Genomic DNA, 18,343 nt, shown 5'->3' on the forward strand with positions numbered 1-18,343 from the left:
AATTCCAATGCATCAAATCTCAAACACGCACGTCGTGTTTGGAAATTGGATTTTGAATATTGAGATTTGTTTGGAGACGGGTTTTTTTGGAATTTGGAAATTAGTGAACGTATGGTTACCGAAAAATTACAAAGCGCTTTCGGCGCTCTCAAAGACCGTTTTGGCTATACCAACATATGGCAGGCTCCTCGCCTTGTGAAGATTGTCGTCTCGGTCGGCGCGGGCCGCGTGAGCAAAGACGAGAAGCGGCTCGCGCTGATTGCAGACCGGCTCGCGAAGATCACGGGGCAGAAGGCGGCACCCCGCGCCGCAAAGAAAGCGATCGCTTCGTTCAAGTCGCGGCAGGGGGACATCGTGGGTTACCAGGTGACGCTCCGCGGTCGACGGGCGCGCGATTTCCTCACGCGGCTTATCTCGATTGCCCTGCCGCGCACGCGTGACTTCCGCGGTGTTGCGCGCAGTTCTGTTGACGAGATGGGCAACTGCACCGTCGGCATTTCGGAGCACATTATCTTCCCCGAGAGCGCGGACGAGGAGTCGCGCGACATCTTCGGCTTTGCGGCGACGATTGTTACCACAGCCCATACGCGAGACGAGGCGCTCGCTTTCCTTGAGCACCTCGGCATGCCGTTTACAAAGTGACTCGTGTTCGACTATAGTTTTCGGAGAAGTGAATGGTTTTTTGCTTCGTTTGCAATCGATCGCGCGTCCCTGCGGTTCCGACCGTTCGGGGCGCTGTCTTTTTTTTGGCGTGACGATGCGCGTTTGACTTCAGCGCGGAGTTTCGCTACTATAAAGCCCGAGCCCACTGAGCTGCGGGCTTCTTCATTGCTTTTGGAAAGGTATGGCGAAGACATCGGTCATTGCACGGGCTTTGAAGCCCCCCAAATTCCGCTCGCGGGTCGTGCGGCGGTGTTTTCGGTGTGGCAGGAAGCGCGGCTATATGAGTGACTTCGATCTCTGCCGCATCTGCTTCCGTGAGCTCGCGAATGAAGGGATGATACCGGGCATTAGAAAGTCGAGCTGGTGATTTTTTTAACGAGGGGTTAGTAATCAGTAACTGGTAACTGGGGACGGGATGGCGTCGCGTCCTAGTGACTAGTTACCAGTGACTAGTCCCCAGTAACCATGGATCCTATCGCCGACATGTTGATACGTTTCAAAAACGCGGGGAGCGCGCGGAAGCCCTCGGTTTTTGTGCCGTATTCAAAGATGAAGTTCTCGATCGCGACGCTCCTTGCGCGCGAGGGTTTTCTTGGCGGCGTGACGCGTCGCACGCGCCGCGGCAAAAAAATGCTCGAGTGCATGCTGCGCTCTGGGGAGGGAAACTCCGGGATCCGCGGCGTGCGACGCCTCTCGAAGCTCTCGCGGCGAGTCTACCTCGGCGCTGACGGCATTCGCCGCGTGCGGCAGGGTTTCGGGCGGCTAGTACTCTCGACCCCAAAAGGCATCATGACCGGCGAGGAAGCGCGGAAAGAGCATGTGGGAGGGGAGGCGCTGTTCACCATTTGGTAAAACATTTATGGAGTAAAGTAACCGCTTTTTTTGAGAAGCTAAAATTTTCAATTTTCAATGTTTCAATGACGCAATGACGAGTGGCGGACGAATGTCGACGTGTTTGAAAATTGATTCATTGCAAAATTGATTGAAAATTGGAAATTGTAAATTGAAAATTCAGACTATACTATGTCTCGTTACGGCAAACAACCTATCACGATTCCCGTGGGCGTTGACGTCACCCTCGGCGACGGCGGTGAAATTACTGTCGGCGGTGCGCACGGTACGCTCGCGCGTGTTTTTCGTTCGGAGATCGAGATTCGTAAAGATGACAATGCGCTCCTTCTCGCGCCGAGAGCGAAGACCGAGCTCGCCCACGCGCTCTGGGGCACCTACGCGGCGCACCTGCGCAACATGATCCAGGGCGTGCGCGAGCCGTTTGTGAAGAAGCTGGTGATAGAGGGCGTCGGCTTTCGGGCAGAGGCCGCAGGCGAGACGCTGACGCTCCAGCTCGGCTTTTCGCACCCGGTGAAAGTCGCGATACCGAAAGGGATTGCGGCAAAGGTGGAGAAGGGCACCATCACGATTACCGGCGCGGACAAGGAGCTCGTGGGGGAATTTGCAGCGCGGGTCCGGGCGCTCAAGAAGCCGGAGCCGTACAAGGGCAAGGGGATTCGCTATGAGGGTGAGGTCGTGCGTAGGAAGCAGGGGAAGAAATCGGTGTAACGGGTGTAACGAGAGGGTAGAGAGTGGAAAGTGGAGAGTAGATTGTAGTCTACTTTCTCCCTTCCACTTTCTACTTTCCAAAATAAAACAAATATATGCGCCCAACAAAACAGACACAACGTATTCGTCGCCACAAACGCATCCGCGCGAAGGTACGCGGTACCTCCGTGCGTCCCCGTCTCGCCGTGTATAAGTCCAATCGCTATCTTCACGTGCAGCTTGTTGATGACCGTACGGCGAAAACGATCGTTGGCATCATGAGTCGCGGTATCGGCTCGGGGAGCAAGGTCGAGCGCTCCCGGGTGGCAGGTGAGCAGCTTGCAAAAGCCGCGCGCGCAAAAGGCATCGAGCGCGTGGTGTTTGACCGTGGTGGCTTTAGCTTCAGAGGGAGGATTGCGGCATGCGCAGAAGGGGCGAGATCAGGAGGACTTGTATTTTAGCTTTTAGTTGTTAGCTTATAGCTTTTAGAAGCTTCGAACGACTACGTCGCAACGCGCGTGTACCGCAGTATCTCTAAAAGCTAACAGCTATAAGCTAAAAGCTAGAAATTTATGCCAGATCAAAGACCACAAGGACAAAGAGGAGGAGCGCGCGGGGCGAGACCGCCACGCGGGCAAGGAGGCGCTCGTCCTGAGCGCGCGCGCCCTCAGCGCGGCGGGCGCGCTGGTGGCCCGCGCGGCGGCGCAGAGCGCCGCCCGCGCCGCGGCGGGCCCGAAACATCAGACCGTTCACGTCAGTACAAGCCGGAGTTCGATCAAAAGATTCTCGACATCCGCCGTGTCGCGCGCGTTGTTTCCGGTGGGCGCCGATTTTCTTTCAGCGTGACGATTGTCGTCGGGAATCGCGCCGGCTCGGTCGGCGTCGGCCTCGGCAAGGCTGGGGACACGCCGCTTGCGATCGAGAAGGCAACGCGCGATGCCCGTAGAAATCTTATCGTCATCCCGCTCACCGAGAGCAAGTCGATCCCTCACGACACCGCAGCGAAGTATGGCGCGAGCATTGTGGAGTTCACGCCCGTCCGCGGACGCGGCCTCGTCGCGGGGAGCTCGGTGAGGAGCGTGCTTGAGCTCGCGGGCATCACCGACGTGTCCGCGAAAATTCATTCACGGAGTAAAAATAAGTTGAACAATGCGCGGGCGGCGGTGAAGGCGCTTGAGCAGTTTGTGTCGCATTCGACAAAAATCAAGGCATAAAGCGAATTGGGAACCCACAAGCTCCAAACCAAATAAATTCCAAGCTCCAACCAACAAGTTCCAAACAAACTTCAAATTCCAATGCATCAAATCTCAAACACGCACGTCGTGTTTGGAAATTGGATTTTGAGCATTGAGATTTGTTTGGAGACGGGTTTTTTGGAAATTGGAAATTCGTATCGTATGCAACTCCATCAATTATCGCGAACACATACTCATAAACACGCACGGCGCGTCGGCCGCGGCGGCAAGCGCGGCAAGACCTCGGGACGCGGCACGAAGGGGCAGCGCTCTCGCGCCGGGCACCGGATGCGCCCCGAGCTCCGCGACATCCTGAAGAAGCTCCCGAAGCGCCGCGGCTACGGCAAGAACCGCGCGCGCGGCGTGAACTCTTCGCGCGTGCGGCCGCTCGTTCTGAATGTCTCCGCGCTCGAGCGCACGTTTGCGGGAGGCGCGCGCGTTACTCCCGCCTCGCTCATCGCGGCAGGTCTCATTTCGAAGCGCGGCGGCAAAATGCCGCTTGTGAAGATCCTCAGCGACGGCGCGCTCACCAAGGCGCTCACGGTGAGCGGCTGCAGTGTCTCCGCTTCGGCGAGGGCGAAGATTGAGGGAGCGGGAGGGGGAATAAATCAAAAGTAAAAAATCAAAAATTAAAAATCACGAACCGCGCAGCTTGCTGCGCGGTTCGTGATTGCGGTCTTCTGGTGAGATACCGGGTCCCGGTCTTCACCTGATGGAATATGCAGATTTGCACGGGCAACCCCTGAAAAACCCTTGCTAATCCGCGTCTTCCGTCGACTACCGCCACAACGATTGTCCATCCTTGTCCCTCGAGAATTTTCTAACTCGTATACGCCGAACGCGGGGAAGTTTGTCAACAGTAGGCGAGTTTGACAGGGGACGAAAGGGTGTATATAGTGATTTTACGTATGAGTAGATTGACTAAACTACACAAAAAGCGGAGGAGCTGACACTCGTCTTTGGTAGACTGTGTTCGTCCCATCCGCTCAAGGTGAGCGGTTTTTGTTTTGTCCGAACGATTGGACGATTGATTCTTTGTCAACAAAATAGGCCCCACGGCAAGAACGCATGGAGCGTTTTTAATTTCGATATTTTGAAATTTTGATATATCGAGGTGCCGGTGGCGGGCTAAAGCAAAAAGAATCAAATTAAGCAGGTAAAACCGTGCTTCGCACGGACATTTCGAAATATCGATATATCGAAATTTCCGCGCGGAGCGCGGTAGCGGTTTTTCCGTTCCTCACAGGAATGGAAGCGCATATGGTGGATGCCTAGACTCCACATGGCGATGAAGGACGCGGCCTGGCGGCGATACGCTTCGGGGAGGTGCCTGGTAACCTTTGATCCGAAGATTTCCGAATGGGGAAACCCCTTTGCATAAAACGCATTGATCTGCCTGTATGTTTTGACTTTTGATTTTTGACAAAAAACCGACTGTCTGACACCTGACGTCAGAGCAGTCGGCCGCTTCGAACTCGCCCTCGATCCTTAACTTACATAGAGGATGAGGGAGAATGCGAGTAGTAAAAGCAATGCTGCGAGCATATACCAATATTTGTTGTTTTTATTGAGCTCGCGATTTGCAGCCCCCAGCGCTTGCGCGGGCACTTCCTGCTCTTCCGTTCTGAGTAAGGAATGGGGATGCCTGTTATTGTGCATGGCATTGCTCCTAATCTAAGGTAAGAACTTTAAACTCACCCCGTGAGCTTACGTCACGAATATTTTATACTATAAGTATATTTTTGTCAAGAGTCAAAACATACAGGCAGAGGCATACCCAGGGAAGTGAAACATCTCAGTACCTGGAGGAAAAGAAAACAACCGTGCTTCGCACGGACATTTCGAAATATCGATATATCGAAATTTCCGCGCGGAGCGCGGCCATTCCCTTAGTAGCGGCGAGCGAAACGGGAGGAGCCTAAACCGTGCGCAGCACGGACATATCGATATTTCGAAATTTCGATATTTCCGCGCTGCGCGCGGTGTTGTACGGCAACGGCGTAGTTTAACTAGAGAAGTTACAAAGTGGTTTGTTAGCGGAATCTGCTGGAAAGCAGAGCCCCAGCGGGTAATAGCCCCGTACGCGAAAGCACGCCACCTTCTTTGCTGTTGTTCGTGAGTACCTCGGGACATGAATAGCCCGAGGGAATCTGGCAGGACTAACTGCCAAGGCTACATACGTGTGGAGATCGATAGTGAACAAGTACCGTGAGGGAAAGGTGAAAAGCAGCCCGGTGAGGGCGGTGAAATAGACCTGAAACCATATGCGTACAAGGAGTCGGAGCTGCCGCACCTCATTGCATTCGGTGCGGACATTTCGATATTTCGAAATATCGATATATCGAAATGTCCACCGCGCCGAGTGTAGCGAGGTGCGGCGGTCACGGCGTGCCTATTGAAGAATGAGCCAACGAGTTGTCGTTTGTTGCCCGTCTAACCGCTTGTCGCGGGAAGGCATAGGGAAACCGAGTGTTAAAAGCGCGATCGCCTGCTCATATTTTTGGATTTTTATTAGTGGAAGTTAACTGAAACCGCCACGTTCATGTTAAACGTAGCGGTTTATCCCTGAGTCCAAGGAAGAGCGTCTTCCTCACCTTGTGAGGAAGAACCAGATTTTATCTGGAATGAGCTTTTGAAGGAAAGAGCCTGGAACAAGGAAATAAGCAAGTGCAATACAGATCAAAAGCGGCCAATATATCCACCTTGGGACGAAATACCCGAGAAGATAGAAAACACCAGCAACGATACCAATAATGATATGACCTTTAAGGTTCATTTTCGTCTCCAATCTCGAATGAGGTGCCAGGGGGATGGGGGGTTCTCTATACAACAAATTAGTATAAATGTATTAATTTGTCAAGAGTCCAAAAATATGAGCAGGTACAGCAGCAAACGCCAGACCCGAAGCCGGGTGAGCTTGCCATGGGCAGGGTGAAGGCGATGGAAACATCGCTGGAGGCCCGAACCGGTCAGCCGTGCAAAACTGTCGGATGACCTGTGGCAAGGAGTGAAAAGCTAATCGAACTCGGTAATAGCTGGTTCTCTCCGAAATAGCTTTAGGGCTAGCGTTCTGTGTTCCTTCCGGGGGTAGAGCACTGGATGGAAAGAATAGGGAGCAATCTCGTCTTTCCAATCAAACTCCGAATACCGGAAGCACGCCGCACCTCATTGCATTCGGTGCGGACATATCGATATTTCGAAATTTCGATATGTCCGCCGCGCCGAGTGTAGCGAGGTGCGGCGGATAGCAGGGCAGTTAGACTATGGGGGCTAAGCTCCATTGGTCAAAAAGGGAAGAGCCTTTGATCTCCAGTTAAGGTCCCTAATACGGCGCTCAGTGCATCTTAAGGAAGTAGAGACCCACAGACAGTGAGGAGGTTGGCTTAGAAGCAGCCATCCTTTAAAGAAAGCGTAACAGCTCACTCATCGAGGGTTTCTGCGCCGCAGATTCACGGGGCTTAAGCGCCGAACCGAAACTGAGGATGCCGTGCGCAGCACGGACATATCGATATTTCGAAATTTCGATATTTCCGCGCTGCGCGCGGTGTGGTAGGAGAGCATCCTGCACCCGCAATGAAGCACGGGCGTGAGCTCCGTGTGGAGCGTGCAGGAGTGAGAATGTTGGCACAAGTAACCGCAATGCGGGTGAAAGCCCCGCACGCCGAAAGCCCAAGGTTTCCTTGGCGATGACAATCAGCCAAGGGTTAGTCGGGCCTTAGCCGATGGCGAAAGCCGGAGGTGATGGACACACGGTTAATATTCCGTGACCCGGATCCATTTCGATGTGGTGACGGAGGAGATAAGCGGGGGCGCATTATTGGATTTGCGTCGCCCGTGCGAAGACGCGCCGCCTAGGTAAATCCGGACGGCACGCCGCCGCACCTCATTGCATTCGGTGCGGACATTTCGATATGTCGATATTTCGAAATGTCCGCCGCACCGAGTGTAGCGAGGTGCGGCGGTACCGTCGAGCGCGGTAGAAATTCCGGGGTTCGCCCCGGGAAATCCTCGCGAAGAGCCTTCCAAGAAAAACCACTAAGGCTAGGTGGATTCGGTCCGTACCGCAAACCGACACAGGTGGGCAGGTCGAGAAGACCAAGGCGAACGGGTGAGTGTTCCCCAAGGAACTCGGCAAAAAAGCAGCCGTAACTTCGGGATAAGGCTTGCCTTGTCGGGGCTGAAAGAAGGAAAATTTTGTTCTTTAAGGAGACGATCAATGGATAGCATAGGTGGGAGGCTGAATTATTGGAGCGGCGAAAAATCCAATAGAAATACCAGCCGTCAGTGGAATACCACCCTTGATCGTTTTCGTCCGGAAATTCGCTTAAAAACCGAGTTTCCGGTTGAGTTCAGTGGAGCAAATCGGGCGTTTAGTCGAGTGCTTCCATGCCGTGTAAAATAGCGCTTGTCTGATTTGCTCCGCCAGTCCAATGGAGCGGTCAGGCCGGAGAGTTCTCCTGCAATACGTGGGTGACCCATGAGAGGTTGCTACGTTCCCTTGCAAGGTTCTGTAAAAATCTCCCGCCCTGCCGAGTGGTTGAAGTCCACGCCGCTCCAACCCGACCAATGGGGTAGATCATGGATACTTTCTGGGATATTGGGAGTGATAACCTCCGAACCCAATTTCCGGAGTAGCAAGTATGCATGGTCTACTCCTTCAATCAATCGGGGGATGTCTCTGATATCCCCTCCTTCTTTCAGCTCCGATGAGGCCGCAGCGAAAGTACCCCTGCCGACTGTTTACCAAAAACACAGCTCCCTGCGAACTCGCAAGAGAATGTATAGGGGGTGATGCCTGACCAATGCCGGAAGGTCAAACAGTGGTGGTGACCGCATCACACGGCGTGTGATGCGGACATATCGATATTTCGAAATTTCGATATGTCCGCATCGCGCTTCGCGCGATGCGGTTGCTGGCCGCTGTAAGCCCCGGTGAATGTCGGCCATAACTATAATGGTCCTAAGGTCACGGCTCTCTTGATTTTTCAAGGGAGTCGTGAGGACTGGGACTATTATAGCGGTAAACAGAAAGTGCAAGCTACCTTATCGTGCGGTAACGCACGAATTAGTCCGCACCACGACTCACATGAGAGGCCATACGTCGTGCTCCGACACCACTTTTTGGTTTCAGTCTTAGCTGAAACCAAAAAGTGGTGTCGGGTGAAGATATGGTCCTTCGCAAGAAGGAAAGCGAAGAGCGAAATTCCTTGTCCTCTAATTAGGGACGCGCACGAATGGCATAACGAGTGGGGGACTGTCTCGGGGAACAGCCCGGTGAAAATACAATCCCGGTGAAGATGCCGGGTACCTGCAGCTAGACGAAAAGACCCTAGAAGCTTTACTATAACTTGATATTGGTCGTATGTTTCCACTGCGTAGCATAGGTGGGAGGCTTTGAAGCTCTGCTCTCGGGCAGCGTGGAGCCGTCAGTGAAATACCACTCTGTGGGAGTGTACGCTCTAACCTCGACGGCAAAAACGGCGAGGGACAGTATCTGGTGGGTAGTTTTGTTGGGGCGACATCCTGAAAGTTCTGCGAAAGGAGGCCTTTCGCAGCGTCGTCCCGGATCGTCATTTATTCCTGACGGTTCGAAGCCGTGCGTGGCACAGAATTTCCAATTTCCAATAACCAATTTCCAATAAAATGTCCAATGTTTCAATTTCCAATGTTCAAACGTTCATGTTTGAGATTTTGAATTTGAGATTTGGAATTTGTTTGGAAATTTAACACTTGGAGCTTGGAGCTTCCGCGCCGCGCGCGGCGAAGGGGATCCCGTATGGCAACATGCGGGCAAACATCTTGCTATTTGCTGGAACAGCCGGCGTATCTGGCACTACCATGAGAGGAGGATGATACATGTATTATCTTTTACAGATCCAAACGAATGAGGAAATTATGTTCACCGAAAAAGATGATCACCGTGCGCTTCGAGAAGCGCGCAAGTATCTTTGGGAGCATGGAATAACGAAAGAGGACGGATCAAAAGTTAAGCACGAAGTCACCGTTACCCTTTCAGGGTTACTGCGACGGATCAAAACATGGTGAAAATGTGACCAGTGCGGCCAACCAGCAGGGAAGGAGAAAATTACCAATGAGTGCAGCAACACCAGTGGATGATCTTGGTGAAACAAAGACAAAGATAAATATTGTAAAGGAGTTAGACGATATTTTACACGATTACAAGTCTGAACGCTTCAAGTTAGATACGGTGGCGTATCATGTATCAGTGCCTGCAGGAGAAACAGAGAAAGAAAGAGAACGATTAGCTAAGCAGACGCTGAAAAAATGTCTTTGGCTGGTAGTTAATTATCTCACCCTCAACGACTAAACGCAGGATTCCTTACCGACGGGCGATTTCGCTCGTCGGTAAGGAAAAGATATAGTCTGATCTCCATGGCGACATGGAGAGGCACGCAGAAATGACGTGCCCGCGCCGTGCTTCGCACGGAAATTTAAATATTTAAACATTTAAACTTCCGCGCGGAGCGCGGCGGGCAACAACAATGCCTAAAAAGTAACGGAGGAGTCTATTAAGGTCGGCTAGGCGCGAATGGAAACCGTGCCGATAGTGTAAGGGCACAAGCCGGCTTCACTGCGAGGCGTACATGCCAAGCAGATGCGAAAGCAGAGCCTAGTGAACCGACGGTTCGCTTTAGAAGCGGCCGAAGATTAACGGATAAAAGCTACTCTAGGGATAACAGGCTGGTACCGCCCAAGAGTCAATGAGGCTCCCTCTGGCGGCAACGTCAGAGTAAACTGTGACTCAAATCGGTGAAATCCAGCGTTCGCAATTTGCAATTTCTAATTCCCAATTTCGAATTAGTAGTTGATAATTCGTAATTGCGTCAGCTGGACAATACCGAGGGTAAGAGAACTTGAAATTTGTTATATGGAAACAAAACGCGCACAACGCGCTCGTGTGCTACCTCTCGACCAGAGGCAGCGTGAGATCGTTATCGGATCTCTCCTAGGAGACGGACATTTGGCACGGACAACGCGAGGATATGCGTTCCGGGTCAATCACGGGATAGGACAGCGTGAGTATGTTAATTGGAAGTATCAGGAGCTCGAGTCGTTTACGAACTCGAGGCCGAATACATGTGATCGATCGTACTATTTTCGCACCGTATCTCACCCGTACTTCGACGAGTTGCGTCGTGTGTTCTATGTTGGCAATCGAAAAATAATTCCAGAAATGCTTGAGGGCTGGTTGACGCCACTCGTGTTCGCCGTGTGGTTTATGGACGACGGCACGCGAGACGGAAAACAAGTTCGACTGAATACGCAATGCTTCAGAAGAGAAGAGCACGAACTGCTCGTGTTTCTTTTACAAGCTAAACTCGGGATAACGGCGACAATCAATCGAGATAAAGCCCAGTACCGTTTGCGCGTGTGCGAGAAAAGCATGCCGCGCTTTCGAGCACTGGTGTCCCCGTTGATTATTCCGAGCATGCGCTACAAGTTCTCCCCGTAACGACTTCCGCATTTCACTGCGGGGACTGCGGGCTTAAAAAGCCGCAGTAAAACGTCACCGTCCCGAAAGGGACGAAGGTATAGTCTACCTCATGAGTAATCATGAAGTGCCATATCGCCGGCGGTGTTCGGCACCTCGATGTCGGCTCACCTCATCCCGGGGCTGGAGAAAACAGACCTTCTCTCCTTCGCGGAAACGCGAGGGTAATAAACGAGCTCAAAACGGTGAAGGCCTTGAGTTAAAGGTTAACGCCGTAGGAAGCCCACTAGTAATTAGTTCCTAGTAACTGGTAATTAGTGTGGCCCTCTAACGACTGAATCCCGCAAAATGCGGGATGAGATAGAACCATCGCCACGGGTTCTATAATACGGCTCGCACCTACGGTCCGTCTCAGAGGCGGACTACGGTGAAGGCATAGTCTGATATCCGTAGTAATACGGGCAAACACAAACTGAGGTCCCAAGGGTATAGCTGTTCGCTATTTAAAGAGGTACGCGAGCTGGGTTCAGACCGTCCAGGACGTGAATTATGAATGAAGAATCATGAGTCATGGATTGGACAGTCTGAACCCGCATCGAAACTTTTCGTCTATGAAAAATGAAAAAGGCCTAAACGCACTATACAGTGCGTCGGCCAAGGAACCCCACTATCGCTAAAGCTATGGTGGGCGAGACCAATCATATCACGGCGGTCGCCCGCAGTAATGCGGGACGAAGAAGCTGACTATATCGGTGGAACCCTGTTTTACACAGGACAACACCGAGGGAAGTCCGCGTGACCCCGTAGAGACTACATGTCAGCCCTCCGATTTTATCGGAGAAAGGTATAGTCCAATGCACACAGTAATGTGTGGAAACATGCGTGAGACAGGTTGGTCTCCTATCTGCTGCAGGCGTTGATTCTTGAGGGGAGTCGTTCCTAGTACGAGAGGACCGGAATGAACGAACCTCTGGTCTATCGGCTGTCCCGCCAGGGGCACCGCCGAGTAGCTATGTTCGGAATGGATAACCGCTGAAAGCATCTAAGCGGGAAGCCAATCCCAAGATGAGGAATCGCGTCGCCGCATCACACGGAGTGTGATGCGGACATATCGATATTTCGATATATCGAAATTTCCGCATCGCGCTTCGCGCGATGCGGCGGCATCGGCCCGTGGGAGATGACCACGTTGATAGGCACCAGGTGTACGCGCAGTAATGCGTTTAGCCGAGGTGTACTAATCCGCCGAAATTCCTGTGAGGAATAGAGGAACCGCGTCGTACCTCGCTCGGGCTCGGTGCGGAATTTCCAATTTCCAATTTTACAATTTCCAAATAATTTCCAATGACCAAATTTCCAATTTCCAAACACGACGCCGGATGTCGCTCGTCGTTTGAAAATTGACTCATTGAAAATTTATTGAAAATTGAAAATTGATAATTGAAAATTCCGTGTCGAGCACATGGGGGTGTTGAAAAACTTTTACCTGCTTCTTTTTGCTTATTTTTTCGCGACGTTTCGAACGCCGCGTGCTGGTGATTTATCGCCGGGGCCACACCTGTTCTCATTCCGAACACAGAAGTTAAGCCCGGCTGAGGCGATGGTACTCGAAAGGGGAGAGTAGCTCGTCGCCAGCACGCGGCGTTTGATGTCTATCTATCTTTATGCAATACTCCAGCAAGACAGAGGTCTTGGTGGAGTATTTGCTTTAAGAATGTGTTGTAGAGCGAGGAGCGTGTATCCTTAAGGAGCGACTATGAATTGGTGGTTGTCCGGACTTTGTATGCTTTTGGTTGGTTTTCTTCTTGCGGCGATATACAGCCCGATTTTGCCGTACGACGTGCGATACTCATTGTGGTTGTCCGTAACGGCTTTGTTCCACTGAGAACGTCGACAACAGGAGGATTTGTGATGAAAATTTTGATTGTCGGCTCTGGCGCTCGGGAGCACGCGCTTGCGGCAAAGATTGCGGAAAGTCCACTTGTGGAGACGCTCTACGCAGCACCCGGAAATGCGGGGATGGAGATGGTGACCCTTCGATCGAGTGGTTTCTCGCTCGAGCCTGTACATATACAGGCGAGTGACATAAACGGCCTGTGTTCGTTTGCAAAGTGTGTAAGCGTTGATCTTACGGTCGTTGGTCCAGAAATTCCTCTTGCCCTCGGCGTTGTCGATCGATTTCTCGAGTGGGGTTTGCCGATTGTCGGGCCGACGATGGCTGCAGCGAGGCTCGAGGCGTCGAAGATTTTTGCCAAGCAACTCATGTGGGGTCTCGGGATTCCGACGGCCTCGGGGGCAGTTTTCTGTGGTGATGATGTGTGTCTCGCCTCGGTCCTCGGGTATGCCGAGGAGCACTTTCGTCGCGTAAAGGGGCCGCTCGTTATCAAGCAGGATGGTCTCGCTGGCGGCAAGGGGGTGACCATCGTCCGTACGCCCGAGGAAGCGGAGGCGAGCATCCGTGCTCATCTTGAAGAGTGGCGTTTCGGTGACGGCGGCAGAGGACTTGTGCTCGAGAAGTACCTCGGAGGGGAAGAGCTCTCGTTCCATGTCGTTGCTCGCGGCGAGGAGTTTGTGGTTCTCCCCACGGCGCAGGATTATAAATTTCTCTACGCATCAGCGGAGGACGGGGCTCTTGGCGATAACTGGATGACCGGCGGGATGGGGGCATATGCACCAGTCCGCATTACAGCGGCGCTGTATAAGAAAATCATTGATCGTATCGTGCGTCCGACACTCGCCGGCATGAGCGCGCGCCGTACGCCATTTAATGGCGTGCTCTATATAGGTCTTATGATTGTCGAGGATGAACCGTACGTCCTCGAGTTTAACGTGCGGTTCGGCGATCCTGAGGCGCAGGTGATCCTTCCGTTGATCCCGGGCGATATCGTGCCCCTGCTCCTCGCGTGCGCATCGGGAAGGAGGTTCCTCACAGGCGAGTATCGTGAACTGGCATCGTTTGTGCTCCCGGGAGGAGAATCGTCGGGATATGCGGTCTGCGTCGTTCTCACCAGTGATGGGTATGCGAAAGAAAAAAAGCACGGTCGGCACGTGATTGCAGGGCTCGATGTTGTCGCGACGCTGCCCCACACGCGCGTCTATCACGCGAGCACAGTTCGCGGGAGCGACGGCGGGTTTCAGGCGCTCGACGGTAACCGTGTGTTAAGTGTCGTGGGAGAAGGTGATACGCACGAAGACGCATTGGAGAGAGCGTATACTGCGGTCGAAAAAATTTTTTGGCCTGGGATGTATTTCCGCAGGGACATTGGGTTCCTAAAAAAGGATAGTACATGGACAAAACAGCGCTGAAGACCCTGTTGAAGATGGCTATGCGACCCGTACTGCTGGCGTTTCTTGTTATGGTAGCGGTCACCACCGGTGCGGCATTCCTCTCTGATTTGACCGGTACTGGCGTGTGGCCAGTGTTGTTCCTTGGAGGCGTCGCTATAGTACTCCTTGTAATTCGCAGATTTGTTTAACGTGATCTCTTACAGGCGCGACCCTTGGTCGCGCCTGCTTCCCTTTTTCATCTAAAAGCTATAAGCTAAAAGCTATAAGCTCGCACCTATGAGTCTCTGGTCCCTCCGCCATCAGCTCGGCTACGCTTTACTTGGAATCGGGTTCCTCGCGCTTCTTGTGGGGGTGCCGATCACGCTCACTCTGCTCGGGAGGTCCCCGACGTGCTTTGACCGCACGCGCAACCAGGGTGAGAGCGGCGTTGACTGCGGCGGGCCGTGTACGCTTCTCTGTGGCATGGAGGCTGCGGCACCGCTTGTACTTTGGGCGAGAGCAACGCGCGTGACCGAGACGGTCTACAACGCTGCCGCGCTCATTGAAAACCGCAACGCGGGCGCCGGCGCGCGCAACGTGCCGTACTCGTTTAAGCTCTACGACAGCCGCAATGTGCTCATTCTCGAGGAGCGCGGCACGATCTCGCTTCCGCCGCAGACGCGCATCCCTATCTTTGCCGGGGGACTTGTGGTCGGCGCGCGGCCTCCGGCTCGGACATTCTTCGCATTCACTGACGAGCCGATTTGGGAGAAAATGGAGCACCGCGCAGCCGCGCTGACCGTGCAAAATGTTTCGCTGTCGCATGAAATGACAGCTCCGCGCGTCACCGCTGAGCTCGTGAATACCGGCGTTGAGACGATACGCGACATTACGGTCGTAGCCCTGCTCTATTCTCCCGAGGGGAGCATCGTCGCGACCTCTCGCACCGTGGTTGACCAGCTCGGGAAAAACCGCGTCGCGACTATCACGTTCACCTGGCCGGAGCCCCTACCTGCGCGGGTAGGGAAGGTTGATCTGTTTCCGTCCGTCCCATTGGAGTGAGAGAAAATAAGAGAGAGAATAAGACAATTGACATGTAACATTTGACCATTGACCACGAACGAGAGCGCCCGTCGTCGTCAAATGTCAAAGGTCAATTGTCAAATGTTTTTACGCAATTCCATGCTTCGATATTTGGCTTTTGTATGTCTTTCCATGTCCTTCGCCACATCGACTGGCTTCTCCTCGGCGCAGCGGCGCTCATTGTGTCTGTCGGCCTCGTGACCATGTACTCCTTTCGCGGGGAGAACATTTTTTTTGCGCGGCAGATTGTCTGGGGGGCAGGAGCGATTACGATGGCGTGTGCTTTAAGCTTTATCGACTTTCATTTTTTGCGAAGGCCCGGAGTGCTCGTGGGCCTTTTTGGGGCGTTTTGCGTCCTCCTTCTCTTCTTGATTTTTTTCGGTACGAGCGTGCGTGGGGTGCAGAGCTGGCTTGATCTCGGGTCATTTCGCGTACAGCCGGCGGATCCGGCGAAGCTCGTCCTCATTCTCCTCCTCGCGAAATACTTTTCGCGCCGTCACATCGAGATCGCGCACGTGCGCCATATTTTGGTCTCGGGGTTCTATGCAGGTGTGCTTTTTTTGCTTGTGCTCTTGCAGCCGGATTTCGGATCGGCGATCATCATCGCATCGCTCTGGCTTGGCATGGTCGCGATATCCGGCATCTCGAAGCGCCACCTCGCTTTGGTCCTCGCGACTGGGCTACTTGGCGCGAGCACGTTGTGGCTCTTTGTCTTCGAAGATTACCAGCGTGCACGTCTCGTCAGCTTCCTCAATCCGATGGCCGATCTCCAAGGTGCCGGATACAACGCGTATCAGTCCGTCGTCGCGATTGGCTCCGGCGGGCTCTTTGGTAAGGGCATCGGCTTTGGGAGTCAATCGCGGCTGCGCTTTCTTCCCGAATACGAGACGGATTTCATCTTTGCAGCGTTTGCAGAGGAGTGGGGGTTTATCGGCGTCGTGATGCTCTGTGCGCTCTTCGCCATTATTATCTGGCGGCTTCTCCGGGCATCGATCCGTGGCGCGACTAATTTTGAGACGCTCTTTGCTGCTGGGCTCGCCGTGCTCATCATGAGTCACGCGACTGTCCATATCGGAATGAATCTAGGCCTCCTTCCGGTCACCGGCACGCCGCTGCCGTTTATGAGCTACGGTGGCTCGCACCTCTTTACCGAATTCATCGGCATCGGGATTTTAATGGGCATGCGGCGCTATGGCCGCGCCACACATCGAAGCGAGCTCGCACGGGAGGAGGTGGATGTAACGCCATAGGCCGTATGAAGCGCTCAAAAATACCAGATTGAGTAGGACGTTCGCGCCTTGTTGGAAACCCCCGGATACAAATTTCCAATTATCAATTTTCAATTTTCAGTCAATTTTGCAATGAATCAATTTTCAAACACGACGTCGTTCGTCATTGAGCCATTGAAACATTGAAAATTTACTGAAAATTGAAAATTGTAAATTGAAAATTATGCGTATGATACTACCGGTGGAGTTTTGTACTCGAGTTTCGCTGCTCAGTTTTCATATACCGCGTAAGTCCTTGTTATCATTCGCTCGAGCGAAAACATTCGTGCGCTCTCGCGCGCGCTCGTGCCGAGTCGTGCTCTAAGCTCGATGTCGCTCGCGAGGCGCTCGATTGCCTCGGCGAGCGCGGTGCTGTCGTTGGGCGCAACGAGCAAACCGGTTTCCTCATGTATGACGATCTCCGGTATGCCGCCGACCCGTGTTGCAATAATCGGCACGCCTGCGTGGAGCGCCTCGATGAGCACGTACGGCAGGCCTTCTTTGCGCGAGGGGAGTACAAAAAGGTCAAAGGCAGGCAGAAGCTCTGCTGCGTTTTCAATGTGTCCGGTGAGCACAACATGCTCGCCGAGGTCGCGCTCGGCGATGAGCGAGGCGAGCGAACCGCGGAGTTCACCGGAACCGATTAGAAAAGCTTTTAGCTGATAGCTTTTAGCTTTTAGGAGTGCGAGCGCCTCGATGAGCGTGTCGAGTCCTTTGTTTGGATGTAATTCCGCGATAGTTCCGATCCATAGATCAGGCACTGGCGTTTGAAATTTGACATTTGAAATTTTATTGGAAATTGGAAATTGCTTGCCCGCCGGAGCTTCAGTGAAGGCGGGGAAATTAGAAATTGCGGCACGTGTCAGGATTTCTTTCCGTGCCTCTGTGGTAGGCATGTATTCTGTTGTTTCGATGCCGTTCCATATAGTTACCACTTTGCGCCGCAGCCCCGGCCATTTCTCGACAATCCGTCGATCGTGCTCCGAGACCGTGATCGTTTGGTGTGCGAGAAGCATCGTAAACCACGTGAATATTTTGATGAGTTGGCGTTGCCAGAACGGACGTGGCTCGAGGTGGGGAAGGCCGTGGAGAGTAACGATGATTTTGGGGACTGGTAACTGGTAACTAGTAACTAGGACGACGAATCGGTACGCGCGCGCCGCGAGCACTCCGATGCCGGCGGCTTTGGAGGAGTTGAGATGGATGACATCGGGTTGCTCGCGGCGGTAGAGCGCAAGCAGAGCGAAGAACGCGCGAACGTCCTTCGTGATGCCGACGTCGCGCTCGAGGGCGAGAACGGGAACCACCCGTACTCCTGCTGCTTCGAGCTTGTCTTTGAGGGCCCCGTCGCCGCCGAGAGCAACGATTGCCTCCGAGCTGTTAGCTTTTAGCTTATAGCTTTTAGCAGCGACGGCGAGATCGTAGACGTAGCGTTGCGCCCCGCCCCAGTTTGATTTCGTTATTACGTAAAGAATTTTTTGGTTATTTGACATATCAAATTTATATGCTAGGCTTTTGTTAGAGTGATGTCCCCGCTCAAATAGGTGTCATTGTTGTATTGATGACACGATAGAAACCAGAAAGAACCTTGGAGGTGTGGCATGGACCGAGTTAAACGAGAAAGCACGGCCAGTATGATTTTGAGTACAGTGGGAGACATGGTCGTATGGCTGTTGCTTGTCGCCAGTTCAGTGAGCGGCATAGTCAAGGGACCACTAGAGTATTTCCGCTATGGGCACGTTGATACCGACGTCGTGTTGATGGCCTTGCCGGTTCAGGTTTTTTGTCTCGGGTATTGTATCCTCATGGACCTTCGCCGCCGCGGGTAAAAAATC

General features: G+C 53.0%; 14 protein-coding genes, 3 rRNA genes and 1 other annotated feature. Of the genes, 16 read left to right on the forward strand and 1 reads right to left on the reverse strand.

What is annotated here, in order from left to right; translation table 11 throughout:
• Nucleotides 1–111: 111 nt before the first annotated feature.
• From rplE to rodA, 15 genes are all read left to right on the forward strand, one after another.
• Nucleotides 112–642 (forward strand): 50S ribosomal protein L5, encoded by a 531-nt coding sequence (rplE, locus tag Q8R39_00510; protein MDP3734897.1) that lies wholly within the window; start codon nt 112–114, stop codon nt 640–642.
• A 202-nt stretch (nt 643–844) separates the two neighbouring features.
• Nucleotides 845–1,030, forward strand: coding sequence for a type Z 30S ribosomal protein S14 (locus Q8R39_00515; protein MDP3734898.1), 186 nt, complete (start codon nt 845–847; stop codon nt 1,028–1,030).
• A gap of 98 nt (nt 1,031–1,128) precedes the next feature.
• On the forward strand, nt 1,129–1,515 hold the full coding sequence (rpsH, locus tag Q8R39_00520; GenBank protein ID MDP3734899.1) for a 30S ribosomal protein S8: 387 nt from the start codon (nt 1,129–1,131) through the stop codon (nt 1,513–1,515).
• A 171-nt stretch (nt 1,516–1,686) separates the two neighbouring features.
• On the forward strand, nt 1,687–2,223 hold the full coding sequence (rplF, locus tag Q8R39_00525) for a 50S ribosomal protein L6 (GenBank protein MDP3734900.1): 537 nt from the start codon (nt 1,687–1,689) through the stop codon (nt 2,221–2,223).
• 95 nt (nt 2,224–2,318) lie between these two features.
• Complete coding sequence (gene rplR, locus Q8R39_00530) at nt 2,319–2,663, forward strand: 50S ribosomal protein L18 (GenBank protein ID MDP3734901.1); 345 nt, start codon at nt 2,319–2,321, stop codon at nt 2,661–2,663.
• Nucleotides 2,664–2,774: 111 nt separating this feature from the next.
• Entirely contained in the window at nt 2,775–3,416 is a 642-nt protein-coding gene (locus Q8R39_00535; GenBank protein MDP3734902.1) for a 30S ribosomal protein S5, read from the forward strand.
• Between the two features lie 183 nt (nt 3,417–3,599).
• Nucleotides 3,600–4,055: an uL15 family ribosomal protein gene (locus Q8R39_00540; GenBank protein ID MDP3734903.1), complete on the forward strand. Its 456-nt coding sequence runs from the start codon at nt 3,600–3,602 to the stop codon at nt 4,053–4,055.
• Nucleotides 4,056–4,691: 636 nt separating this feature from the next.
• Nucleotides 4,692–8,720: ribosomal RNA gene (locus tag Q8R39_00545) — 23S ribosomal RNA — on the forward strand.
• Between the two features lie 57 nt (nt 8,721–8,777).
• Nucleotides 8,778–8,958, forward strand: a sequence feature (23S ribosomal RNA rRNA prediction is too short).
• A 335-nt stretch (nt 8,959–9,293) separates the two neighbouring features.
• Nucleotides 9,294–9,482: a hypothetical protein gene (locus tag Q8R39_00550; protein MDP3734904.1), complete on the forward strand. Its 189-nt coding sequence runs from the start codon at nt 9,294–9,296 to the stop codon at nt 9,480–9,482.
• 4 nt (nt 9,483–9,486) lie between these two features.
• Nucleotides 9,487–9,765: a hypothetical protein gene (locus Q8R39_00555; protein ID MDP3734905.1), complete on the forward strand. Its 279-nt coding sequence runs from the start codon at nt 9,487–9,489 to the stop codon at nt 9,763–9,765.
• A gap of 79 nt (nt 9,766–9,844) precedes the next feature.
• Nucleotides 9,845–12,139: ribosomal RNA gene (locus Q8R39_00560) — 23S ribosomal RNA — on the forward strand.
• Nucleotides 12,140–12,421: 282 nt separating this feature from the next.
• Nucleotides 12,422–12,527: ribosomal RNA gene (rrf, locus tag Q8R39_00565) — 5S ribosomal RNA — on the forward strand.
• A gap of 274 nt (nt 12,528–12,801) precedes the next feature.
• A complete protein-coding gene (gene purD, locus Q8R39_00570; GenBank protein MDP3734906.1) occupies nt 12,802–14,196 on the forward strand; it encodes a phosphoribosylamine--glycine ligase in 1,395 nt (464 codons plus the stop codon).
• Nucleotides 14,197–14,454: 258 nt separating this feature from the next.
• Nucleotides 14,455–15,219: a hypothetical protein gene (locus tag Q8R39_00575; GenBank protein MDP3734907.1), complete on the forward strand. Its 765-nt coding sequence runs from the start codon at nt 14,455–14,457 to the stop codon at nt 15,217–15,219.
• A 143-nt stretch (nt 15,220–15,362) separates the two neighbouring features.
• Entirely contained in the window at nt 15,363–16,490 is a 1,128-nt protein-coding gene (rodA, locus tag Q8R39_00580; protein ID MDP3734908.1) for a rod shape-determining protein RodA, read from the forward strand.
• Nucleotides 16,491–16,738: 248 nt separating this feature from the next.
• Here rodA and Q8R39_00585 read toward each other — a convergent pair whose 3' ends face one another.
• Nucleotides 16,739–18,001 (reverse strand): glycosyltransferase family 4 protein, encoded by a 1,263-nt coding sequence (locus Q8R39_00585; GenBank protein MDP3734909.1) that lies wholly within the window; start codon nt 17,999–18,001, stop codon nt 16,739–16,741.
• Nucleotides 18,002–18,142: 141 nt separating this feature from the next.
• On the opposite strand from Q8R39_00585, the gene Q8R39_00590 reads away from it, so the two are divergent.
• Nucleotides 18,143–18,337, forward strand: a complete 195-nt coding sequence (locus Q8R39_00590; GenBank protein ID MDP3734910.1) for a hypothetical protein — start codon at nt 18,143–18,145, stop codon at nt 18,335–18,337.
• The last annotated feature ends 6 nt before the right edge of the window (nt 18,338–18,343 follow it).

Source organism: bacterium, assembly GCA_030697645.1.
Classification (GTDB): Bacteria; Patescibacteriota; Minisyncoccia; order Phycocordibacterales; family VMGT01; genus JAUYPI01.